This is a genomic window from Micromonospora sp. NPDC049051, assembly GCF_043197575.1.
Taxonomy (GTDB): domain Bacteria; phylum Actinomycetota; class Actinomycetes; order Mycobacteriales; family Micromonosporaceae; genus Micromonospora.
The window spans coordinates 39,765-60,152 of the sequence record NZ_JBICTL010000016.1 but is presented as its reverse complement, the minus strand read 5'-3'; the positions used below and the strand labels follow the sequence as shown (position 1 = coordinate 60,152).

Annotated in this window: 18 protein-coding genes; 13 read left to right on the top strand and 5 right to left on the bottom strand. The window is 72.9% G+C overall.

All coding sequences use genetic code 11. The features are described from left to right. Positions 1-570 precede the first annotated feature (570 nt). Both ACGFIR_RS31445 and ACGFIR_RS31440 read right to left on the bottom strand, forming a co-directional pair. A complete protein-coding gene (locus ACGFIR_RS31445) occupies positions 571-843 on the bottom strand; it encodes an SCO4848 family membrane protein (protein WP_393149005.1) in 273 nt (90 codons plus the stop codon). 75 nt (positions 844-918) lie between these two features. Further along, the gene (locus ACGFIR_RS31440) at positions 919-1,386 is read right to left on the bottom strand and encodes a hypothetical protein (RefSeq protein ID WP_393149003.1); all 468 of its coding nucleotides are present in this window, start codon (positions 1,384-1,386) and stop codon (positions 919-921) included. A gap of 286 nt (positions 1,387-1,672) precedes the next feature. On the opposite strand from ACGFIR_RS31440, the gene ACGFIR_RS31435 reads away from it, so the two are divergent. The 12 genes from ACGFIR_RS31435 to fxsT all read left to right on the top strand — a co-directional run bounded on the left by ACGFIR_RS31435 (position 1,673) and on the right by fxsT (position 15,449). Beyond that, complete coding sequence (locus tag ACGFIR_RS31435; protein ID WP_393149013.1) at positions 1,673-2,122, top strand: PRC-barrel domain-containing protein; 450 nt, start codon at positions 1,673-1,675, stop codon at positions 2,120-2,122. Positions 2,123-2,163: 41 nt separating this feature from the next. Beyond that, complete coding sequence (locus ACGFIR_RS31430; protein WP_393149001.1) at positions 2,164-2,340, top strand: hypothetical protein; 177 nt, start codon at positions 2,164-2,166, stop codon at positions 2,338-2,340. 86 nt (positions 2,341-2,426) lie between these two features. Beyond that, positions 2,427-3,485, top strand: a complete 1,059-nt coding sequence (gene trpS, locus ACGFIR_RS31425; RefSeq protein WP_393148999.1) for a tryptophan--tRNA ligase — start codon at positions 2,427-2,429, stop codon at positions 3,483-3,485. Positions 3,486-3,646: 161 nt separating this feature from the next. Further along, positions 3,647-4,174: a DUF6244 family protein gene (locus tag ACGFIR_RS31420; RefSeq protein WP_393148997.1), complete on the top strand. Its 528-nt coding sequence runs from the start codon at positions 3,647-3,649 to the stop codon at positions 4,172-4,174. Between the two features lie 200 nt (positions 4,175-4,374). Then, positions 4,375-4,797 carry a hypothetical protein gene (locus tag ACGFIR_RS31415; RefSeq protein WP_393149011.1) on the top strand — a complete coding sequence of 141 codons (423 nt, stop codon included), beginning with the start codon at positions 4,375-4,377 and terminating at the stop codon, positions 4,795-4,797. A 12-nt stretch (positions 4,798-4,809) separates the two neighbouring features. Further along, positions 4,810-5,256, top strand: coding sequence for a SitI3 family protein (locus tag ACGFIR_RS31410; RefSeq protein WP_393148995.1), 447 nt, complete (start codon positions 4,810-4,812; stop codon positions 5,254-5,256). Positions 5,257-5,315: 59 nt separating this feature from the next. Beyond that, entirely contained in the window at positions 5,316-6,218 is a 903-nt protein-coding gene (locus tag ACGFIR_RS31405; RefSeq protein ID WP_393148993.1) for a DUF4231 domain-containing protein, read from the top strand. Positions 6,219-6,460: 242 nt separating this feature from the next. Further along, a complete protein-coding gene (locus ACGFIR_RS31400) occupies positions 6,461-8,806 on the top strand; it encodes an FxsB family cyclophane-forming radical SAM/SPASM peptide maturase (protein WP_393149009.1) in 2,346 nt (781 codons plus the stop codon). Then, positions 8,803-9,600 (top strand): aminoglycoside N(3)-acetyltransferase, encoded by a 798-nt coding sequence (locus ACGFIR_RS31395; RefSeq protein ID WP_393149007.1) that lies wholly within the window; start codon positions 8,803-8,805, stop codon positions 9,598-9,600. Before ACGFIR_RS31400 ends, ACGFIR_RS31395 begins: the two co-directional genes overlap by 4 nt. A 77-nt stretch (positions 9,601-9,677) precedes the next feature. After that, positions 9,678-10,355: a TIR-like protein FxsC gene (locus ACGFIR_RS31390; RefSeq protein ID WP_393148991.1), complete on the top strand. Its 678-nt coding sequence runs from the start codon at positions 9,678-9,680 to the stop codon at positions 10,353-10,355. Further along, entirely contained in the window at positions 10,342-11,541 is a 1,200-nt protein-coding gene (locus tag ACGFIR_RS31385) for a TIR-like protein FxsC (RefSeq protein WP_393148989.1), read from the top strand. Before ACGFIR_RS31390 ends, ACGFIR_RS31385 begins: the two co-directional genes overlap by 14 nt. Next, positions 11,538-15,449, top strand: coding sequence for an FxSxx-COOH system tetratricopeptide repeat protein (gene fxsT, locus ACGFIR_RS31380; protein WP_393148987.1), 3,912 nt, complete (start codon positions 11,538-11,540; stop codon positions 15,447-15,449). Before ACGFIR_RS31385 ends, fxsT begins: the two co-directional genes overlap by 4 nt. Here fxsT and ACGFIR_RS31375 read toward each other — a convergent pair. The 3 genes from ACGFIR_RS31375 to ACGFIR_RS31365 form a co-directional block, all read right to left on the bottom strand. Continuing rightward, positions 15,443-16,393 carry an alpha/beta fold hydrolase gene (locus ACGFIR_RS31375; RefSeq protein WP_393148985.1) on the bottom strand — a complete coding sequence of 317 codons (951 nt, stop codon included), beginning with the start codon at positions 16,391-16,393 and terminating at the stop codon, positions 15,443-15,445. The two genes, fxsT and ACGFIR_RS31375, sit on opposite strands and share 7 nt — an antisense overlap. 230 nt (positions 16,394-16,623) lie before the next feature. Continuing rightward, on the bottom strand, positions 16,624-17,391 hold the full coding sequence (locus tag ACGFIR_RS31370) for an RluA family pseudouridine synthase (protein ID WP_393008504.1): 768 nt from the start codon (positions 17,389-17,391) through the stop codon (positions 16,624-16,626). A 273-nt stretch (positions 17,392-17,664) separates the two neighbouring features. After that, complete coding sequence (locus ACGFIR_RS31365) at positions 17,665-18,159, bottom strand: pyridoxamine 5'-phosphate oxidase family protein (RefSeq protein ID WP_393008506.1); 495 nt, start codon at positions 18,157-18,159, stop codon at positions 17,665-17,667. Between the two features lie 190 nt (positions 18,160-18,349). On the opposite strand from ACGFIR_RS31365, the gene ACGFIR_RS31360 reads away from it, so the two are divergent. After that, positions 18,350-20,218, top strand: a complete 1,869-nt coding sequence (locus ACGFIR_RS31360; protein ID WP_393148983.1) for an ABC transporter ATP-binding protein — start codon at positions 18,350-18,352, stop codon at positions 20,216-20,218. The last annotated feature ends 170 nt before the right edge of the window (positions 20,219-20,388 follow it).

Genomic DNA, 20,388 nt, shown 5'->3' with positions numbered 1-20,388 from the left:
GCTTATCAAGCACCCTGTTGAGTTCTCAAAGAACAACCACACACCGCCCAGAAACCCCACACCGTGGAGCCCCCGACCCGGGGCATTTCGTTCACTGCCCCGCCGCTCTCGCGGCCGGGCACTTTTACTACGTTACCTCACCGTCTCTGCCGTGTCAAACCGTTTGTGCCGGTCTGTCGTGCTTCGTACGGGTTGGCACCGATGAGCGCGCGCAGCGGCGTACCGCTGTACTTGATCATCGGATTTGGCAGACCGGCCGCTCTGCGGTCTCCCGCGAGCTCGCCCGGTTCCCTGCCGGCCGTGAACCTTACCCGGTCGGTCCCGCTGCGCCAAATCCGCCTCGCGGCACATCTGGCGAGCCCCGCCCGGGGGCCGCGTCGTCCAGGATGTCGACCCTGTCCGACCCGGCGCCAGTCCGGCCCGGAGCTTCAGGACTTTCGTCCCGTTTGCCCCGTTCCGCGCTGGCAGAGAGAAAGTTACGCGTCTGCGGGTTTGAACGTCAAATCCGGGGGTAGCGTCCCGGGTCACATCATTCCCGGTCGGCTATCTTGCCTGCTCAGCGCGCCTGCCTCAGCTGGCCTGGTCCGCGCCCGGCAGCTGGCGACGGCGGGCCGCCCGCCAGCCCCGGACGCCAAGCACGCCGACGGTGGTGCCGATGACCAGGGACGCCGCGATCAGCAGGGCGTGGATCCAGAGGAAACCGGTGGCCGGAAACTCGCCCACCGTGCCGGTGGCCCAGGACCGCGGGTCCTTCCAGATGGCGATGGCGAACCTCGGCCAGATCACCCAGGTCCAGATTCCCACCCCGGCGAGGAAGAGCGCCCAGCCGCGCGACAGCACCATGGCTGCCGAGTATGCCAGCGCGATCCGTTCGGGAGGTCCGCATCATCGCGGGCCTCCCGAACCGCTTCGTCAGAGTCAGAAGCAGGTGCCGATGCCGCCGATCGCGGGGTTCGCCCGGTCGTGGTAGTGGATCGTGCCGTTCTGGTCGGCCATGAACCCGCCCCAGATGACGCAACCGCCCTTGACGTACGCCCGGGTTGGCCCGGCCGCCCAGAGCCTGTCGCCGTCGTCTGCCTGGGTGGGCAGGTGCTGGGCGGCGAGGTAGACCTGGGTGCGGGTCAGCGTGCCCAGATAGGCGGACTTGACGGTGACGGTGCAGCCGTAGCCGAGCAGCGGGTTGTGCAACAGGTAGACGGTGCCGAGCCGTACGCCGGTCTCCGCGTGCCGGATCGGGTCCTGGTCCAGGGCCACGTAGCCCAGCCCGCAGAGCGACTGCGGCGTGACCGGGTTGACGACGACCGCCTGCGCGCCGGCCCCGGCCCCGGCGACGAGTCCGAGCGCGACGGCGAGCACGACCCCGAGTCGGCGAATGGTGCGGTACATCCATGTCCCCTTTTTCCCTGTCGGTCGGTTGCGGGCCCAGAATGGCCGGCTCCCGATGACGGAGCGAATGTGCCGGGTGGACAATCCGCATCCGCGCCGAATGTGTGGCGCCCATTTTCCGTCGCCCCGACCTGCGGCGCAGCCGTCCCGTTCATCGACGGGCGACGAATATGACGTACTTCGCACGATGACATTTCAGTGAACCGATAATTGCGATGCTGTTTCCCCCGGGTGTGGGTGGGGCACTGGATACCGGGACCGCCGCAGACCGTCATCGGAGGTGACCGTGCAGCCATCCACGTTCAATCCCTGGGACTGGCGTGACCCGTCCGCCCTCGCCGGCGGGTACTCCGGGGCCAACCCCGGCTCCGCACCCCCGGACGGGCCGGAGCCCGGCAGCGACGGACCGGACGCCCCCGGCCCCGGCACCCCGCTCGACCTGGTCGGCTACCAGGTGGAGGCCACCGACGGGCGGATCGGCTCGGTCGACGAGGCCAACGACGACACCGACGCCCGCTGGCTGGTGGTGGACACCGGCCCGTGGATCTTCCGCCGCAAGGTCCTGCTGCCCGCCGGCACCGTGACGCGGGTGGACCACCTGGACCGCGCGGTGCACGTGGACCGTGCCCGTGAGCAGGTCAAGGAGTCCCCGGCCTTCGACCCGGACGCGTACGGCGAGCCCGGCTACCGGGAGCAGGTCGGCGACTACTACCGGGAGACCTACCGGCAGGGCTGAGCGCGGGCACGGGAAGCGGTCGGACCGGTTACGGTGGGGGCATGGTCCGGCCGATCAGCTACGCGCCGGAGGCCGTCGACCGGATCGACGGCCTCCCGCTCGGCGTCGTGACCATCTCTCCGACCCGCTCCGGTGACGGCCGCGAGCGGATGATCGACGTACTTCGTGCCGGTGGACTGCGGTTCCGCGACGGCGCGCGATGGCGTTCGACTCACTGAGTCGACCCTGACCGACCCCGGAAGACACCCGTGGTCGGCGCGCGCCCGCGCACATCTCGTCCACCAGGCACGAAAGGCGTACCACCATGTCCGTTGCACGGATGCTCACCGGGGACCGCCCCACCGGGCGGCTGCACCTCGGCCACTACGTCGGCAGCATCGCCAACCGCGTACGGCTGCACCAGCGCTACGAGAGCTTCTTCATCATCGCCGACCTGCACATGCTCACCACGCGGAACACCCGCGAGGACATCGAGCGGGTCGCGGGCAACGCCCGGGAGATGATCACCGACATCCTGGCCGCCGGCGTCGATCCGGCGCGTGCCACCTTCTACCTCCAGTCGGCCATCCCGGAGGTCGGCGACCTGAACACCCTCTTCCAGAACCTGGTCACGGTGCCCCGGCTGGAACGCGTGCCCTCGCTCAAGGACATGGCCCGCGACGCCGGCAAGGAGGAGATGCCGTACGGCCTGCTCGGGTACCCCGTGCTCCAGGCCGCCGACATCCTCTGCGTGAAGGGGCAGGTCGTCCCGGTCGGCAAGGACAACGCGGCGCACGTGGAGGTGACCCGGGAGATCGCCCGGCGCTTCAACCACCTCTACGGAGAGGTGTTCCCCGTGCCGGAGATGATCGCGTCCGACACGCCGACCCTGGTCGGCACGGACGGCCAAGCGAAGATGAGCAAGAGCCTGGGCAACGCGATCGCGCTCTCCGCCGACCCGGCGACGGTGCGTCGCGCGGTGCTGGGCATGTTCACCGACCCCAACCGGATCCGCGCCGACGTACCCGGCACCGTCGAGGGGAACCCGGTCTTCGCGTACCACGACGTCTTCAACCCCGACCGGGCGCAGGTCGACGACCTCAAGGAGCGTTTCCGGGCCGGGCGGGTCGGCGACGTGGAGGTGAAGGAGAAACTGGTCGTCGCGCTCAACCGGTTCCTGGACCCGATCCGGGAACGCCGGGCCCGGATCGAGGCCGAGCCCGGGCTGGTCGACCAGCTGATCTTCGAGGGCACGGAACGGACCCGCCACGAGGTGCGGCAGACGCTCGTCGAGGTCCGCCGGGCGATGGGCCTGACCAGCGCGTACACGCAGGTGCGTCGCCGGGCCGAGCGGCACCGCAAGGCCACCGCCACGCCGGCCTGAGCGGGCGTACGACCGGAGTGGACGCCGCGGGAGGCGGGCCGCGTGATGGCGTCGGAGGCCGCCCGACGCGGCCCTGCCCCACCCCAATCACCTGGCGGGCCCCGGGCACATGTCGCTAGTTTCTCGGGTGTCCCATCGTCGTCGATCGGGGAGTCGGCCGCGTGTCGCACATCGAGAAGATCACCGGGGAACTGCGCGCGTTGGCGACCGGCGTCGACAGGGCGCAGGCCCTGGCGTCCGCCGCCGACAGCCAGGCGCAGGAGGTGGCCCTGCGCGCGGCCGGCGCCGGCTTCGCCGCCGTGGCGGCGGGGCTGACGCGCGTACGCGACGGCATCTCGACCATCCGCGGCAGCCTGGGCAGCCTCGCGACCACCATCGGCGAGGCCACGAAGACCACCGCGGCCGTCCCGCAGGAAGCCAGCCCGCACGAGACAATCACCGGCCTGGCACCCGTGCAGAACGCGTGCGACGGCATCCGCGACAACGCCGCCGCCACCATCACCCAGGTACGCCAGACACGACAGCTCGTCACCACCGTCCTGCACGGCGGCCAACCCGGCCCTCTCGTGCAGTCCCTGGAGAGCATCACGCAGGTCCTGACGGCGGTCGCCCAACGCACCGCCGGCGCCCAGCAGGCGGTCGAGACGGCGATCGCCGAGGCCCGACAGCTGGGGTCGGCGGGAAACTGAGCGGGGCTGGCGGCGACACACCGACCAGCCCCGGCACCGCAGCACCCGCCCCCACCACCTCCTCGGGGGACACCGCCGACACCACCGGCCACGATCCCGGGGACGCGGAGTCCACACATGACCCCACGGGCGGCCACGCGCCCTGGACCAGGCCGGCGACCGGACCTCCCGGCGACACACCGACCGGACCACGCACCCGGATCGCCCGCAAGGAGAGGCCGACGGAACGCCGCAGCCTGGAACTGGAGAACGAGACCGCCGACACGCTCGCCTACAAGGGCTACCGGGTGCACCAGAACCCCACGAAGCAGGAAGTCGCGACGGCCAAGCTGAACGCCGGTGACGTCGTCGACCCGGAAAGGTCGCCGGATTACGTCATCGAAGGACTCGTCTTCGATTGCTACGCTCCCGGTCCCACCACCTCGGTCCGCGCCATCGGCAGCGCGGTCACCAGGAAGGTCGCGGACGCCCAGACGCAGCGCGTGGTGGTGAATCTCCAGGACTGGAGGGGAGACCTCGCCGCCCTGCGGAAACAGTTCGACGACTGGCCCGTGCCGGCGTTGAAGGAACTGGTGGTAGTCACACGGAACGGCACGTTCGTTGAGATCGTCCGGCGGGACTGAGGAGACCGAACAATGTCCATCACCTACCGACTGACGCTCGCTGGCGACGTCCCACTGGAACTGGTGGCCGGACTCGTCGCCCCAGGTGCCGCCGAGACACCGACGCCGGCCGGCAACCGCCTGCTCAGCGCCAATCTGAACGACGAGAGCGGATTCGTCGTCAGCATCACGTCGGGCAGACACGGCTACTACGAGGCGGAGGCGGACGGGGCTGTGTGGGCGTGGGAGCCGGAGGCCTACGTCGACATCGGCTTCCACATGCGCAAGGACACGCTGACCGAGAAGGGCAGGCCGCACATGCTGCGGGCCGTGGGTCGGGTGCTGGCCGACCGGTCCGAGGACGCGGCGCTGGTGCTCAACGACAACTGGCTGATGCTCACCCGGGTCGACGGCGTGATCCGCCGGCACAACGAGGCCGACTGGTACGACGAGGCGTACGACGGCTTCCTGCCACGCTGACCACCGCCCGGCGGCCTCGGATCCCCGTGGCACGGGCGCGGCCGTCCTACCATTCGGTCGTGGCGAACTTCGATGTCCGGTCAGCGGTCGCGACGGTCTGGCAGCGGCAGGCCGCCTGGTCCTGGGCGTCCGGCGAGGCCAAGCGCGCGATCATCCGTGCGCGCCTGACCGTCGCCGCGCTCACCGTGGGAGCCGCCGTGTGCGGCACCCTCGCCGACCAGCTCGGGCACGCCCACCCCGGCGTGGGGCGGGCGCTCGCGATCGTCGCGGCGGCGGCGCTGCTCGTGGTGCCGCTGGCCGCCCGGTGGTCCTCCCGCGACGCCGTGCACGCGTGGACCCGGCTCCGCTCGGTCTCCGAGGCGCTGAAGGCGGACACCTACCGCTACCTGGCCGGGGTCGCTCCCTTCGCTGGCGCGGACCGGGACGCCGTGCTGCTCGGCCGGTTCGACGCGCTCATGGACGACGCCGGTGACCTGGTCGGCCGCACCCTGGACGCGCCACCGGTCGCCCGGCAGCTGCCGGCGGTCTCCGACGTGCCCACGTACCTGACGGAACGGGTGCAACGGCAGATCGACGGGTACTACCTGCCGGCGTCCCGCCGGATGGCCCGCGCGGCGAGGCGGGTCCGGTACGCGGCGACGGGGCTCACGATCGTCGCCGCGCTGGTCTCCGCGACGGTCGGGGTGCTCGGCGACAACTTCGGGCTGACCGCCTGGATCGGTGTCGCGGCGGCCGTGACCACGGCACTGGTCGGCTACGGCTCGGCCCAGCAGTACGAGCACCACCAGATCGAGTACGCCCGCACCGCCGACCAGCTGACCCGGCTGCGTACCACCCGCGAGGCCGGGCTGGGCTGGGCCGACGACGACGCGTTCGTCGCCGAGGCGGAGCGGATCATCTCGCTGTCCAACGAGGGCTGGATGGCGAGAGTCGTCGAGCAGGATGGCGCTGCGCAGCCGTGACATCACACGTTGTGCCATATAGCATCGTCGATAGTCGCCGTTGACCGTCGCGTGGGCGGCCGTCCGTCCACTCCCGACTCCATCTGGGGGAACCGACGTGGATCGCACCGTACGCCAGCCCGATCCGACTCCGCCGCCACTGGACGACCTCCGGCGCACCCCGCTCGGCCGGATCCCGCTCGACCGGGCCCGCTCCGTCGCCCGCGTGACCAGCCGCAGGGAGGATCGCCCGGCCCGTGTCGATGTCGCGGCCTTCATCTCTGCGATCTGAGCCAGCCGGGCCGGACAGCCGGCCGCCAGCTCAGGTCGCCCCGCTGACCCAGTACGTGCTCAAGCTGGTCAGCCGCTGCGACCTCGCCTGCGACCACTGCTACGTCTACGAACATCCCGACCAGTCCTGGCGGCGCCAGCCCCGGATGATGTCCCCCGCCACCGTGCGGGCCGCCGCGGAGCGGATCGCGGAGCACGCGGCGGCGCACCGACTCGACGTCGTACGGGTGGTCCTGCACGGCGGTGAGCCCCTGCTCGCCGGCGCCGCCCGGCTCGACGCCACCGCCGCCACCCTGCGGCGCGTCATCGGCCCGGTGGCCCGCCTCGACCTGCGGATGCAGTCCAACGGCGTGCTGCTCACACCGACGATCTGCGACGTGCTGGTCGCCCACGACGTCAAGGTGGGGATCTCGCTCGACGGCGACCGCGCCGCCAACGACCGGCACCGCCGCCACGCCAACGGGGCGAGCAGCCACCACCAGGTACTGCGGGCACTGTCACTGCTGCGCAGCCCCGCCTACCGCACCAGCTACGCGGGCATCCTCTGCACCGTCGACCTCGCCAACGACCCGATCCGCGTCTACGAGGCGCTGCTGGCCGAGGAGCCGCCGCACATCGACTTCCTGCTGCCCCACGCCAACTGGGACAGCCCGCCCGGCCGGCCCGACGGCCACCCCACGCCGTACGCCGACTGGCTGCTGGCCGTCCACGAGCGCTGGCTGGCCGACGGGCGCCCGGTGCCGATCCGCCTGTTGGAGTCCCTGCTCGCCAGCGCGTCCGGGCACGGCAGCCGCAGCGAGGCGGTCGGGCTCGGCCCGGCGGACCTGGTCGTCGTCGAGACCGACGGCAGCTTCGAGCAGGTCGACACGCTCAAGTCCGCCTTCGACGGCGCCGCCGCCACCGGCCTGGACGTCTTCCGCCACCGGGTGGACGACGCCGCGGCCCACCCGGGGATCGCCGTACGACAGACCGGGCTCGCCGGCCTCTGCGACGCCTGCCGCGCGTGCCCGGTGGTCGGGCACTGCGGCGGCGGGCTCTACACCCACCGTTACCGTGCCCGCAACGGCTTCGACAACCCGTCCGTCTACTGTCCGGACCTGCTGAAGCTCGTCCGGGTGGTGACGGCGGCACCGGTCGCCGACGGGCCCGCCCAGCCCACCGACTCGCTCAGCCCGCGCGTCCTCGACGACCTCGCCTCCGGTCCGGGCACGGCGGGCTCGGCGGCGCAGCTCGCCGCCGTCCACCTGGCGCTGGTACGCGCCCTGCTGGTCACGCTCAGCGAGCGGGCCGCCGGCGACCCGGTGGCGGCCGACGGGTGGCGGCTGCTGGTCCACCTGGACGACGCGCACCCCGACGCCGTGGGTGCCGTGCTGACCCACCCGTTCGTGCGCCGCTGGGTCCGGCGGTGCCGGGACGGGGCGGCCGAGCTGTCCTACCTGGCCTGCGTGGCGGCCGCCGCCGCCGTCCGGGCCCGGGTGCGGGTGGACCTGCCCGTCCCGGTGCGCGACGGGCTGGTCAGCCTCCCGACGCTCGGCGCGCTCGCCGTCGGCTTCGAGCGGGGCGTCGTCCGGCTCGGCACCGACGACGGCGACATCCGGCTCGCCGACCGGCGGATCACGGCCGACCCCGGCCACGACGGCGACCCGGCCCGCGAGGACGGGTCGGACGGCTGGCTGCCGGTGCGTTCCGTCCGTCCCGGCGGGGACCGGCTGCTGCTGGAGGACACCGACCCGCACCGGGACTGCTTCGACCTGCCGGTGCAACCGCGCCTGTCCGGCGCCGCCGCGCTCGGATGGACGCGGCAGTTGGATCAGGCGGTGCGGCGGATCGACACCGAGGCCACCGACTACGCGGCGGGAATCCGCACGCTGCTGCGGGCGGTCGTGCCACTGCGCGCGGAGCCGACCGGCCGGTTCCGCAGTGCCGCCGCCGGCGTCGCCTTCGGCGCGGTGGCCGTCACGCCCGTGCCCGACGACGCGACCCTCGCCGTGCTGCTGGTGCACGAAGTGCAGCACCTCAAGCTCAGCGCGGTGCTGGACGTCTGCGACCTGTTCGACCGCGCCGACACCCGTACGCTGCGCGTGCCGTGGCGGGACGACCCCCGCCCGGTGGAGGGCGTGCTGCACGGCGTCTACGCCCACCTGGCCGTCGCCGACGTGTGGCGCCGCCGCCCCGGACCGGCCGCCGAGGGGCACTTCCGGCGCTACCGGGCCTGGACGGAGGGGGCCCTCGACGCCCTGCTCGGCCTCGACGCCCTGACCGCTGCCGGCGAGCGGTTCGTCCGGGGGATGCGCGCCACGGTGGACGGGTGGGAGTGACCACCGGCCTGCTGCGGCGGGACACGCTGACGGCGGACCTGCGCGCGCTGGGCCTGCCGCCGGGGGCCACGGTGCTGGTGCACTGCGCCCTGTCCCGGGTCGGTCGGCTGGCGGGCGGCCCGGCCGCGCTGCTGGCCGCCCTGCGGGACGTGCTGGGCGGCGCGGGCACGGTGGTCGTACCGGCGCAGACGGCCGGCAACTCCACCACGTCGCGGGCGTTCCGGCTGGCGACCGCCGGCATGGGCGCCGCCGAGGTCGCGGCGGCGGAGGCGGCCATCGTGCCGTTCGACCCGCGGCGCAGCCCCGCGGAGGGCATGGGGGTCTTCGCCGAACACGTACGCCGGCAGCCGGGCGCGTCCCGGAGCCGGCACCCGCAGACCTCCTTCGCGGCCCTCGGCCCCGACGCGGTACGGCTGACCGCCGTCCACGACCTCGACTGCCACCTCGGTGAACGGTCTCCCCTGGGCGCGCTCTACGCCGCCGACGCCGTGGTGCTCCTGCTCGGCGTCGACTGGTCCGTCTGCACGGCGTTCCACCTGGCCGAGTACCGGCTGCGCCGACCGCCGGCCGACCGGGCGTACCGCTGCTACGTGCGCGACGGCGCCGGGCGGCGGGTCCGGCGCGACTTCCGGGCCCCGGATCTGCACGACACCGACTTCCCCCTGATCGGCCGGGCCCTGGCGGCCACCGGTGCGGTACGACGCGGGCGCGTCGGCGCCGCCGACTGCCGGCTCACGGGTCTCCGGGTGGCCGTCGACTTCGCCCGGGGATGGATGGATGAACACCGGCAGTGACGGAGGGGGCAGCGCAGGGTTGGCCCCGGTCGATAATGTGGACGGCTGGGAGTCGCTGCACCGGTCGGGAGCCCTAGGTGGCAGAGGAAAAGTTCTGGGAGGACGAGAGCGCCCCCGTGTTCTTCCTCAGCTATGCCCACAAGAAGAACCAGGTCGCGGCACCCCGGGACACCAACCAGAAGGTCTTCCAGCTCTTCGTCGACCTCTCCGACCATGTCGTCGAGCTGCTCGGCCTCGGCCCGGGACGGACGGCCGGTTTCATGGACCGGCTGCTCGACGGCGGGCAGGTGTGGACCGACGACCTCGCCTTCGCCGCCGGGCACTGCCAGGTCTTCATTCCGTTGATCTCCACCCACTACCTCAACAGCGCCTGGTGCGCCCGGGAGTGGGACGCGTTCACCCGCCGGCCGGTCCTGACCCGGCCGGGTGCAGACCCGTCCGCGGGGGAGACGCCGGTCATCCCGGTCAACTGGTCGCAAGTGGAGCGTCGCCGGCTGCCGGAGGCCGTGTCGCGGCGGCAGATGTTCACCCCCACCCGGCTGCCTCCGGAGATCGCGCCGCAATACCACGAAGAGGGCATCTACGGTCTGCTGAGCCTCGGCGAGACCGGCAGGGCCGCCTACGACGCGGTGGTCTGGCGGCTGGCGCAGCGCATCGCCCGGGCGTACCAGACGCACTGGGTGCAGGCCCAGGTCCCGACCGACGTGCGGCAGCTGCGCACCACGTTCGAGGAGGGCGGCCATGACGTGGTCTGACCCCGCCCCGCCCCGCGCGCCCCGCCGGGAGACCTACTTCTTCCTCAGCTACGCACACTCGGTGCCGCTGTCGGCCGCTGTCCGGCCGGACACCGACTACTGGGTCAACCGGTTCTTCAACGACCTGGCCACCGCCGTCCGGCACGCCGCCACGAGGGGCGTCGACCTCGACGCCGGCTTCTTCGACGGCCAGGTCAGCCCCGGGGCCGACCTCCGGCAGACGCTCACCGACGCACTCAGCCTCACGCACGTCTTCGTACCGCTGCACTCGCCGAACTACTTCCGCAACGCGTGGGCCCTGGGCGAACGCGAGTCGTTCCGCAGTCGACTCACCCGGCTCGCCCCGGCGCAGGCCGAGCGGCACCTGTTGCCGGTGCTGTGGCTGCCGCTGCCGTCGTGGGGCGACCAGCCGGAGACGACGCAGGCCCTCGACCTGGTCCGGCAGCCCGACGACCGCGCCGACTACGCCGAGAACGGACTGCGTGCCCTCTGCAAGCTCGGCGCCTACCACGACCAGTACCGGCGGATCCTCACGACGCTGGCGCAGCGGATCGTCACGGTGGCCGAGACGCAGCCGCTGGCCCGATCGCGGGCGGCCACGCTGTCCAGTCACCCGGTGCCCGACAGCGACGGCCCGGTGCTGGTGGTCACCGCCCTCACCGACCACGCGCAGTGGCGCCCGTACGCCGGGCAGCACGAACTGGCGGTGGCCGACTACGTGGCGGCGACCGCCGAACGGCTCGGGCTGCCCACCCGCGTCGTCGGCCTGGCGACGGCCCGCGCCCTGGCACCGGGCTGCCCCACCGTCGTGCTGGTGGACGCCTCGGCCGGTGCCGCCGCCGCCCGCGCCGCGTTGGACGGCCTGCCGCGCTGGGCCGTCCCGTTGGTCATCGCCGCCGACCACGCGCGTGGCGAGTCCGCGCCCGAGGAGATCGCCGGTACGTTGCAGGACGCCGGGTTTCCCCGGGTACTGCCGGCACGCGCGATCGACGAGTTCGAGCGCTGCGCCCCGCTGCTGGTGACCGAGGCCCGCAAGCAGTTCCTCCGGCACGGCCCGGTGGACCCACCGGACGGCCCGGCCACCCCGAAGCCGAGCCTGCGGCCGTCCCACGGCCCGCCGGCGTCCGGGCCGGGCCTGCCGCCGCTGCGGCCGTTCGACACGACGCGAGGGAAGGACGAGCGATGACGCCATCGCGCGAAGGGCAGGTCGTCACCTTCTACTCCTACAAGGGCGGTACGGGCCGCACGATGGCGCTGGCCAACACCGCGTGGATCCTCGCCGCGAACGGCCAACGGGTGCTCGTCGCCGACTGGGACCTGGAGTCTCCCGGCCTGCACCGGTTCTACGCCCCGTTCCTGGACCGGGAACAGGTCGCCACCACCGGGGGCGTCATGGACCTGATCCTGGACTACGAGTGGGAGAACGCCCGCCGGCGCGAGGAGACCGGCGCCGACCCCCGGCCCGGCGACTGGCACCGGGAGTTCGCCCGCGTCCACCGCTACGCGTTCTCGGTGGGCTGGGAGTTCCCGGGCGGCGGCAGCCTCGACCTGCTCCTCGCCGGCCGGCACAACCCCGACTACGCGACCAGCGTGACCGGCCTGAACTGGGACAACTTCTACAACCGCCTCGGCGGCGCGCAGTTCTTCGACGCGCTGCGCGAGGACATGAAGCGGCACTACGACTACGCGCTCATCGACAGCCGCACCGGGATCAGCGACGTCGCCGAGATCTGCACGATCCACCTTCCCGACGTCCTGGTCGACTGCTTCACCCTCAGCGACCAGGGCATCGACGGCGCCGCGGCGGTGGCCGCCCGGGTCCGCGACTACGAGGGGCGCCGGGCCCGGCGGGTGCTGCCCGTGCCGATGCGCGTCGACGACGGGGAGAAGAGCAAGCGGGACGCCGGGCGGTCACTGGCTATGCAGAAGTTCACCGGCCTGCCGGGCGGCATGACCGACAGCGAGCGGCAGGCCTACTGGCTCACCGTCGAGGTGCCCTACCGCGCGTACTACGCCTACGAGGAGACGCTGGCGACGTTCGGCGACGAGCCGGGCGGCCGCACCACGCTGCTGTCCGCGTACGAGACGTTGACGAGCCACATCACCAACGGCAGGATCACCGGCCTGCCCCGGATCGACGACCAGCTGCGCCGCCGTACCGTGCAGCGCTTCGAGCGCAAGCCGACGGTCGTGGACGAGCTGATCGTGCTGCGCCACGTGCCCGAGGACCAGGTCTGGGCAGAGTGGGCGCAGACCGTGTTGAACTCGGCGGACCTGCGGGTGGTCACCGCCCCGGTGGACGGGCCGGCACCCGAGCAGGCGGGCACGGCGTTCCGCGAGGTCCGGCTGGTGTCCCGCGCCTACCTGGCGGCCCAGCGCGCCCGCCCCGGCAGCGGCGGCGGGCGGGCCGCGTCGGGCTGGCTGGCCCTGCACGTCGACGACACCCCGCCCGTGCCGGACGTCCCGGTCGGCAGTTGGGCGGCGGTGCACGACCTCACCGCCGAGGACGCGGCGACCCACCTGCTGAAGCTGGTGGGGCGCACGGTGGGCACGGCCGGCCTGCGTCCCGCCCGCTTCCCCGGGGTGCGCGCCACGGTCTTCAACGCGCCGGCCCGCAACGCCCGCTTCACGGGGCGCGAGGATCTGCTGCGCCGGCTCCGGGAGGAGCTGCGGGCGTCGGGCGGCGGGGGCACCCCGGTCGCCCTGCGGGGCGGGCCCGGTCTGGGCAAGACGCAGCTCGCCATCGAGTACGCACACCGGTTCCGGGGCGCGTACGACATCATCTGGTGGGTGGCGGCCGACCCGCCGCAGTTCGTCGACGTGATCATGACGGAGCTCAGCGACGAGCTGGGCCTGCCGAGCCAGACGACGATCCCGGAGACCAACCGCGCCCTGCGGCAGCGGCTGAGCCAGACCGAGCGCCGGGCCGACGGCAGCGCGCCACCGCACTGGCTGCTCGTCTTCGACAACGCCGACCAGTACGAGGACGTCCGGCCGTACCTGCCGCAGGGCAACGGGCACGTGCTGGTCACCACCCGCAACCCGGACTGGGGCGACCTGGCACGGGCGGTGGACGTGGAGGCGTTCGACCGGGCGGAGAGCGTGGCACACCTGCGCGCCCGACTGGGCGAGCACCTGATGAGCGCCGCCGAGGCCGAGCAGGTCGCCGACGCCGTGGAGAACGTGCCGATCTTCGTCGCGACGGTCGGGGCGTGGCTGGCCGACACCCGGACGCCGGTCGACGAATACCTGGCCCGGCTCCGCCGCACCGGCCTGGAGACGGAGGTCTGGGATCTCCCGCTGCAACGGCTGCGAGAGAGTTCGCCGGGGGCCTACCGGCTCCTCCAACTCGCCTCGGTGCTGGCCCCGGAGATCTCCCTCGACCTGCTCTACAGCGACCAGGTGGCCCAGGTCATCGCCCCACACGACCCGGTGGTCGCCGACCGGGTCGCCGACCGGGTGTCCGAACGCGACATCGCGGCGGCGCTGGTGCAGCGGATGAACAAGCTCGCGCTGATCAAGCTGGACCCGCACGCCCACCGGGTGCAGGTGCACCGGCTGTTGCAGGCCGCCCTGCGCGCCCGCATGTCCGACGACGAGCTGGCCAAGGCCAAGCACGAGGTGCACCAGATCCTCGCCGGATCGCGTCCGCAGGGCGAGGTGGAGGATCCGGCGAACCGGCAGCGGTTCCGGATGCTCTGGCCGCACCTCGACGGCTCCGACGCGATCTCCTGCCGCGACGACAACGTCCGGCAGCTGGTCATCGACCGGATTCGCTACATCTACGTCAGCGGCGGCTACGAGCAGGGCGAGCGCTACGCGCGCGAGACCGAGACCGTCTGGTCGGGCCTGCTGGCGGAGCTGCCGCCGGACGGGCCGGCGCACCGCAAGCTGCGCGTGCAGCTGCTGCACCTGCGGTTCAACTGGGCGAACGTGCTGCGCAGCCTCGGGCGCTTCGAGGAGGCCCACCGGCTGGACGAGGAGACCCTGCGCGAGCAGGAGGAGCTGATCGGCGACAGCCACCCGCACACGCTGATGACCGCCGGTGGCTACGGGGCCGACCTGCGTACCCTCGGTCGCTACCAGGAGGCGTTGGAGCGCGACCTGCGGACGTACGGCGCCTCGGTCGAGGTCTTCGGCGAGGACCACCGGCGCACCCTCACGGCGGCGAACAACCTGGCCGCGTCCTACCGGCTGATGGGGATGTTCGACAAGGCCCTCGACGGCGACGAGGCCACCCACCGCCGGCTGCGCGTCGTCCTCGGCCCGGAGCACCCCAACACGCTCGCGTCGGCCAACAACCTCGCGCGTGACCTGCGGGAGACCGGCGACTACGAGGGCTCCGTGGCGCTGCTGCGCGAGGTGGTGACGGGCTACCGGAACCTCTACGGCGAGCACTCCCGTGACCTGCTCACCGCGCAGGCCAACCTGGCCGTCTCGCTGCGCAGCACCGGGGAGATCGCCGAGGCGACCCAACTGCTCGACGAGACCCACCAGCGGCTGCTGGCCGCCCTCGGGCCGGTCAGCCCGGACACCCTGTTCAGCCATCTCAGCCGGACGGCCAACCTGATGCTGCTGGGGCAGAGCGCGCAGGCCCTGACGGAACTGGGCGAGGTCGAGCAGCAGTTCGTCCGGGTGTTCGGCGCCGAGCACCCGTACTCGCTGGTGTGCCGGATCAACCTGGGCGTGGCCCTGTGGGACGCCGGCGACACCGGCACCGGCCGCTCCCTCACCGACGAGACGACGCGGACGATGCTCACGACGCTCGGCGACCGGCACCCGTTCGCCATGGCCGCCGCCAACAACGTCGCGGTCTTCACGATCCTCGCCGGGGAGACGGAGAAGGGGCGTGACCGGCTGCGTGCCGTGGTGGACCAGCTCACCGAGGTGCTGGGGGCCAACCACCCGGACACGCTGCGCAGTCGGGGCAACCTGGAGACGGCCCAGCAGGCGTTGTCCGGCGGGCGGGTGAGCATCGGCCGGATGCGGATCGCCGACCGGCTCGCGAACCGGATCGGGCAGCACCACCCCAGCGTGGTGGTGCTACGCGACGGGCGGTACGTGCGCCGGGTGCTCGACCCGCATCCCTACTGACCGGGCCGAGCGCCGATCAGCAGGTCGGCGTCGAGCGCCGCGGCGGGGTCGACGAGCCAGCGCAGGATGCGCGGCAGCTCCTCGACCGCGTCGAAGTGCGCCGCCCCGGGCCGTACCTCCATCTCGGCGCCGGGAATCTGCGCGGCCAGCCAACGGCCGTGGCTGACCGGGGCGAAGTTGTCGTCGGCGCCGTGCCACAGCCGCACGGGCGTCGCCGAGGTGTCGATCGCCCCGAGGTCGAACGCCCACGGACGGCGGAACGCCAGCACGTCGTCGATCCACCCGTACGGGCCGGAGCGCAGTGCCTCCGCGTAGGTGTCGGTGATGAGCCGGCGCAGCGCCGGATCGTTGACCGCCCGACGGTCCGCCGTGCTCATCTCCGTCCGCAGGTCGGACAGCAGCAGCCGCGGGTCGGCGGCGGCCCGCTCGGCGCGCTGGCGGATCTCCTCGACGACGGTGGCCGTGTCGGGGCTGCCGACGCCGAACCCGCGGACGTTGCCGGTGTTCATGCCGCCGACCCAGTCCAGCTCGATGGCGTTCCACGGGGCGAGACTGACCAGCACCGCCACCCGGGTCACCCGGCCGCGCAGGCGGGCGTCGGCCGCGCAGGCGAGGGCGTGCGGGCCGCCGCCGGAGCGCCCGACGACCGCGAACTCCTCCACGCCCAGGTGGTCGGCGATCGCCTCGACGTCGCTGGCGGCGTCGGCGACGTCGCGGTTCTCCCGACGGTCGGAGTCGCCGTAGCCGGGCCGGTCGTAGGCGATCAGCCGGACGCCCATGCGGTAGAGGACGATGCCGCGGGGCTTCGGGCCGCGCCGGCTGCCGGGCGTTCCGTGGAGCAGGAAGACGGGGAAGCCGTCGGGCGCGCCGGTCACCTCGTACGCCACGCGTCGGTTGTCCTCGCGTTCGGCGAAGTTGGCCCCTGGCTCGCCGTCTCGGGTCACTCCGTCCTGCCCTTCGGTGCCGCAACCAGCCAATACTCGCAACCCGGCATCGAGTGGAGGCGATATCCGGCAGCTCCACTCAGCAATCGAGCCTAATGGTCAAGCCCGCCGCGCCGCTATGCCGAGAAGGAACATGGGGCCGGATCTGTCTGAAACGACACCTACCGCGCACCTGAGCTGGAACTTCCGGCGAACGCGCGCGACCGGGCACCCGGCGGGGGGCGCGCCGGTCAGCCGGCGAGCGCCTCGAGGGCGTCGTCGAGTCGGGGCTTGCGGCCGTCGGCGAAGGCGTCGAGGAACTCCTCGCCGGGCGGGGCCCAGAACCGGGTACGCGGCTCGTCCCGCCAGTCGCAGGTGATCTCGCAGCCCCAGGAGTGCAGGTACGTCCGCTGCTCCGCCTGCCCCCGGTGGAACAGCGGGTCACCGACGATCGGGAAGCCCAGCCACGCCAGGTGGACGCGGATCTGGTGACGCCGCCCGGTGACCGGCTTGAGCGCCAGCAGCGTACGGTCGCCGCTGACCAGCGCCGTGGCGAACTCGGTACGCGACTCGTAGGACGGCTTGGACCGGTCGACGGCCGACTCCGGCAGCTCGAAGCGGCGGCGGTCGGCGTCGTAGCGGATGGCCTCGCGTTCTCCCGCGATCCGGATGGTGCCCTTGCGACCCGGCCGCAGCGGCAGGTCGATGGTGCCCCGGTCGGGCAGCCGTGCCCCCTCGACCCAGGCGAGGTAGCGCTTGTCCGCGCCCCGGTCGGCGAACTGCCGGGTCAGCGACGCGTGCGCCGACGGCGTCCTGGCCAGCAGCAGCAGCCCGGAGGTGACCTTGTCGATGCGGTGCACCCAGTGCACCGGCTCCCCGGCGGCGGCGGCCAGGTCGGTCAGGGAGTCGGCGTGCCGCTCACCCATCACGGAGATGCCCGGCGGCTTGTCGAGGACGAGCAGTTGGTCGTCCTCGTAGACGGGCCGGCGCCGAAGCTCCGACCAACTGAAGGTGGTCATCATCGCCTCGGCTCTCGACTGTCCTGAGCTGCTCCGGGTCGCCGTCGGCCGCGCTCGGGGCAGCGGTGACGAGCGGAGCGGGTTCGCACCGGTCAGGTGGGCCGGTCCGGCGAGGATATCAACCCGACGACCGCGCCTCCCAGGGTCGACCGGCGCCCCGGGCTGCTTCGCCGCCACCGTGCGCGGCCGCCCTCCGCGGCCGACGCTGGCCGCCGCCGCATCTCGCCACCGCGCCCAGCCGGGGTGCCCGGCCGACGCGCCGGACCGCTCTCGTCAGTCGAACCGCCAGCGGGTGGCGCTGAAGCCGGATCCCTTGTCCATGCCGACCACCTTGGCCGGGGTCACCCGGAAGACGACGTACGGCGACGGACCGATCCCGTCGCCGTCGATCCCGCCGTCGACCGGGGTCACCTCCCAGCCGTACTTCTTCCCGTAGGCCTCGGCGACGCGCCGCAGCGTCGCCGGGTCGCTGATCCGCGACGCCGTGCCCTCGATCGACAGGTCCAGTTCGGGGCTGCCGACGGTCAGGACGCAGTGCGGGTTGGCGGCGAGGTTGCCGACCTTGTGGGCGGACCCGCTGGAGCAGAAGTACATGCCGTCGTCGAGCCACATGGCCAGCAACGGCACGGCGTGCGGCCGGCCGTCCGGACGGACGGTGGACAGGAAGAACTCTCCCGCCTCCGTCAGCCGCTCGTGCGCCCGCGACCAGGGCATCGGCTCGGCTCCTTCGCTGGCGAAGGACGGTTCCGCGACCGGCTCACGGTTCACGACGGGTTCCTCTCGAACGACGACGGCGTGACGGGTGCAGCACGCAGGGTATCGCCAGGCGGCCCTGTCCGCGAGCGGGCAACCCCGTGGCGCACGGCGTGTCGGAAGGTGCCCACCGCCGCCCGCGTCCCGGTGCCCGCACGGGAAAACGGCTTGACCTCAACCTCGCTCCAGGTCCTAGGTTCGCCGCATGAGCATGGAAGTCACCGCCTGGATGTCCCTGCACCACGCGATGCACCAGCGCGACCAGCGGCCCTTCTCCAGGGCGACCCTCAAGCGGATCGGCGGCTTCGCCCGCCCGCACCGCCGCCTGCTCGGGTGGTTCCTGGCGGGCAGCGTCGTGGCGGCGGTGCTGACCGTGGCCGCGCCGGTGCTGGCCGGGCGGGTGGTCGACGCCATCGTGTCCGGCACCGACACCTCGACGGTGGTACGGCTGGCCGTGGCGATCGCCGTGATCGCGCTCGCCGAGGCCGGCCTCGGGCTGCTCACCCGTTACCTCTCGGCGCGGATCGGCGAGGGCCTGATCGTCGACCTGCGGACCGCCGTCTTCGACCACGTGCAGCGGATGCCCGTCGCGTTCTTCACGCGTACCCGCACCGGCGCCCTGGTCTCGCGGCTCAACAACGACGTGATCGGGGCGCAGCAGGCGTTCAGCGACACGCTCTCGGGCGTGGTCGGCAACGCGGTGACGCTGCTCCTCACGCTCGCGGTGATGCTGACCTTCTCCTGGCAGATCACGCTGCTGGCGCTGTTGCTGCTGCCCGTCTTCGTGCTGCCCGCCCGCCGGATGGGCCGCCGGCTGGCCCGCCTCGAACGGGAGGCCGCCGACCTGAACGCGGCGATGAGCACCCGGATGACCGAGAAGTTCTCCGCGCCCGGCGCCACCCTGGTCAAGCTCTACGGGCGGCCGGCGGAGGAGTCGGCCGAGTTCGCCGTCCGCGCCCGGCGCGTGCGCGACATCGGCGTCCGTACCGCCATGTTGCAGACCGTCTTCATCACGGCCCTCACGGTGGTCGGTTCCCTCGCGCTGGCCCTGGTGTACGGCCTGGGCGGCGTGTACACCATCCGGGGGCAGCTCGACGCCGGCGCGGTGGTCGCGCTCGCCCTGCTGCTGTCCCGCCTGTACGCGCCGCTGACCTCGCTCGCCAGCGCGCGGGTGGAGATCATGAGCGCGCTGGTCAGCTTCGAGCGGGTCTTCGAGATCCTGGACCTCAAGCCGATGATCGAGGACAGGCCGGACGCCCGGCCGCTGCCCGACGGGCCGGTGGCGGTCGAGTTCGACGACGTGCGCTTCGGCTACCCGTCGGCGGAGAAGGTCTCCCTGGCCTCGCTGGAGGACGTCGCGAAGCTCGACACCCGTGGCGGCGAGGAGGTGCTGCACGGGATCTCGTTCCACGCCGAGCCCGGGCAGATGGTCGCCCTGGTCGGCTCGTCGGGCGCCGGCAAGTCCACCATCGCGCAGTTGCTGCCCCGGCTGTACGACGTCGAGGCGGGCGCCGTCCGCCTCTCCGGGCGGGACGTGCGCGACCTGACCGGCGACTCGATCCGGGACGCCCTCGGGGTGGTCACCCAGGACGGCCACCTGCTGCACGACACGATCCGCGCCAACCTGCTCTACGCCCGGCCGGACGCGGGCGAGGACGAGCTGTGGGACGTGCTGCGCCGGGCGCGGTTGGCCGACCTGATCCGTTCGCTGCCCGACGGCCTGGAGACGGTCGTGGGCGAGCGGGGGTACCGCCTCTCCGGGGGCGAACGCCAGCGGCTCACCATCGCCCGGCTGCTGCTCTCGCGCCCGCGTGTGGTGATCCTCGACGAGGCCACGGCGCACCTCGACTCGACGTCCGAGGCGGCGGTGCAGGCGGCGCTTGCCGAGGCGCTGACCGGGCGGACCAGCGTGGTGATCGCGCACCGGCTCTCCACGATCCGCTCCGCCGACCAGATCCTCGTGCTGGAGCAGGGCCGGATCGTGGAACGCGGCCGGCACCCCGACCTGCTGGCCCGGGGCGGCCGGTACGCCGAGCTGTACCGCACCCAGTTCGACCAGCCGGTGCCGGCCTGACGAACCGGGTGGCGGGGGCGGTTCCGGGCCGCCGTACCCGAGTCGGTCCGGCCGGCCCGCGGGTGGGCTAACATGGCGGCGCAAGGCGCAGATGGGGACGAGTACCGTCGCACGCAGCCGCGAGCGACTCGGGGATGGTGGAAGCCCGAGGGCGTTGCGCGGCGGGAAGA

Excerpts from the sequence above, each read along its gene's own strand:
- ACGFIR_RS31400 (WP_393149009.1), top strand. The coding sequence starts at position 6,461 with ATGTCGCGGCCTTCATCTCTGCGATCTGAGCCAGCCGGGCCGGACAGC.
- ACGFIR_RS31440 (WP_393149003.1), bottom strand. The coding sequence starts at position 1,386 with ATGTACCGCACCATTCGCCGACTCGGGGTCGTGCTCGCCGTCGCGCTC.
- fxsT (WP_393148987.1), top strand. The coding sequence starts at position 11,538 with ATGACGCCATCGCGCGAAGGGCAGGTCGTCACCTTCTACTCCTACAAG.
- ACGFIR_RS31385 (WP_393148989.1), top strand. The coding sequence starts at position 10,342 with ATGACGTGGTCTGACCCCGCCCCGCCCCGCGCGCCCCGCCGGGAGACC.
- trpS (WP_393148999.1), top strand. The coding sequence starts at position 2,427 with ATGTCCGTTGCACGGATGCTCACCGGGGACCGCCCCACCGGGCGGCTG.
- ACGFIR_RS31410 (WP_393148995.1), top strand. The coding sequence starts at position 4,810 with ATGTCCATCACCTACCGACTGACGCTCGCTGGCGACGTCCCACTGGAA.
- ACGFIR_RS31360 (WP_393148983.1), top strand. The coding sequence starts at position 18,350 with ATGAGCATGGAAGTCACCGCCTGGATGTCCCTGCACCACGCGATGCAC.
- ACGFIR_RS31445 (WP_393149005.1), bottom strand. The coding sequence starts at position 843 with ATGGTGCTGTCGCGCGGCTGGGCGCTCTTCCTCGCCGGGGTGGGAATC.
- ACGFIR_RS31430 (WP_393149001.1), top strand. The coding sequence starts at position 2,164 with ATGGTCCGGCCGATCAGCTACGCGCCGGAGGCCGTCGACCGGATCGAC.
- ACGFIR_RS31370 (WP_393008504.1), bottom strand. The coding sequence starts at position 17,391 with ATGACCACCTTCAGTTGGTCGGAGCTTCGGCGCCGGCCCGTCTACGAG.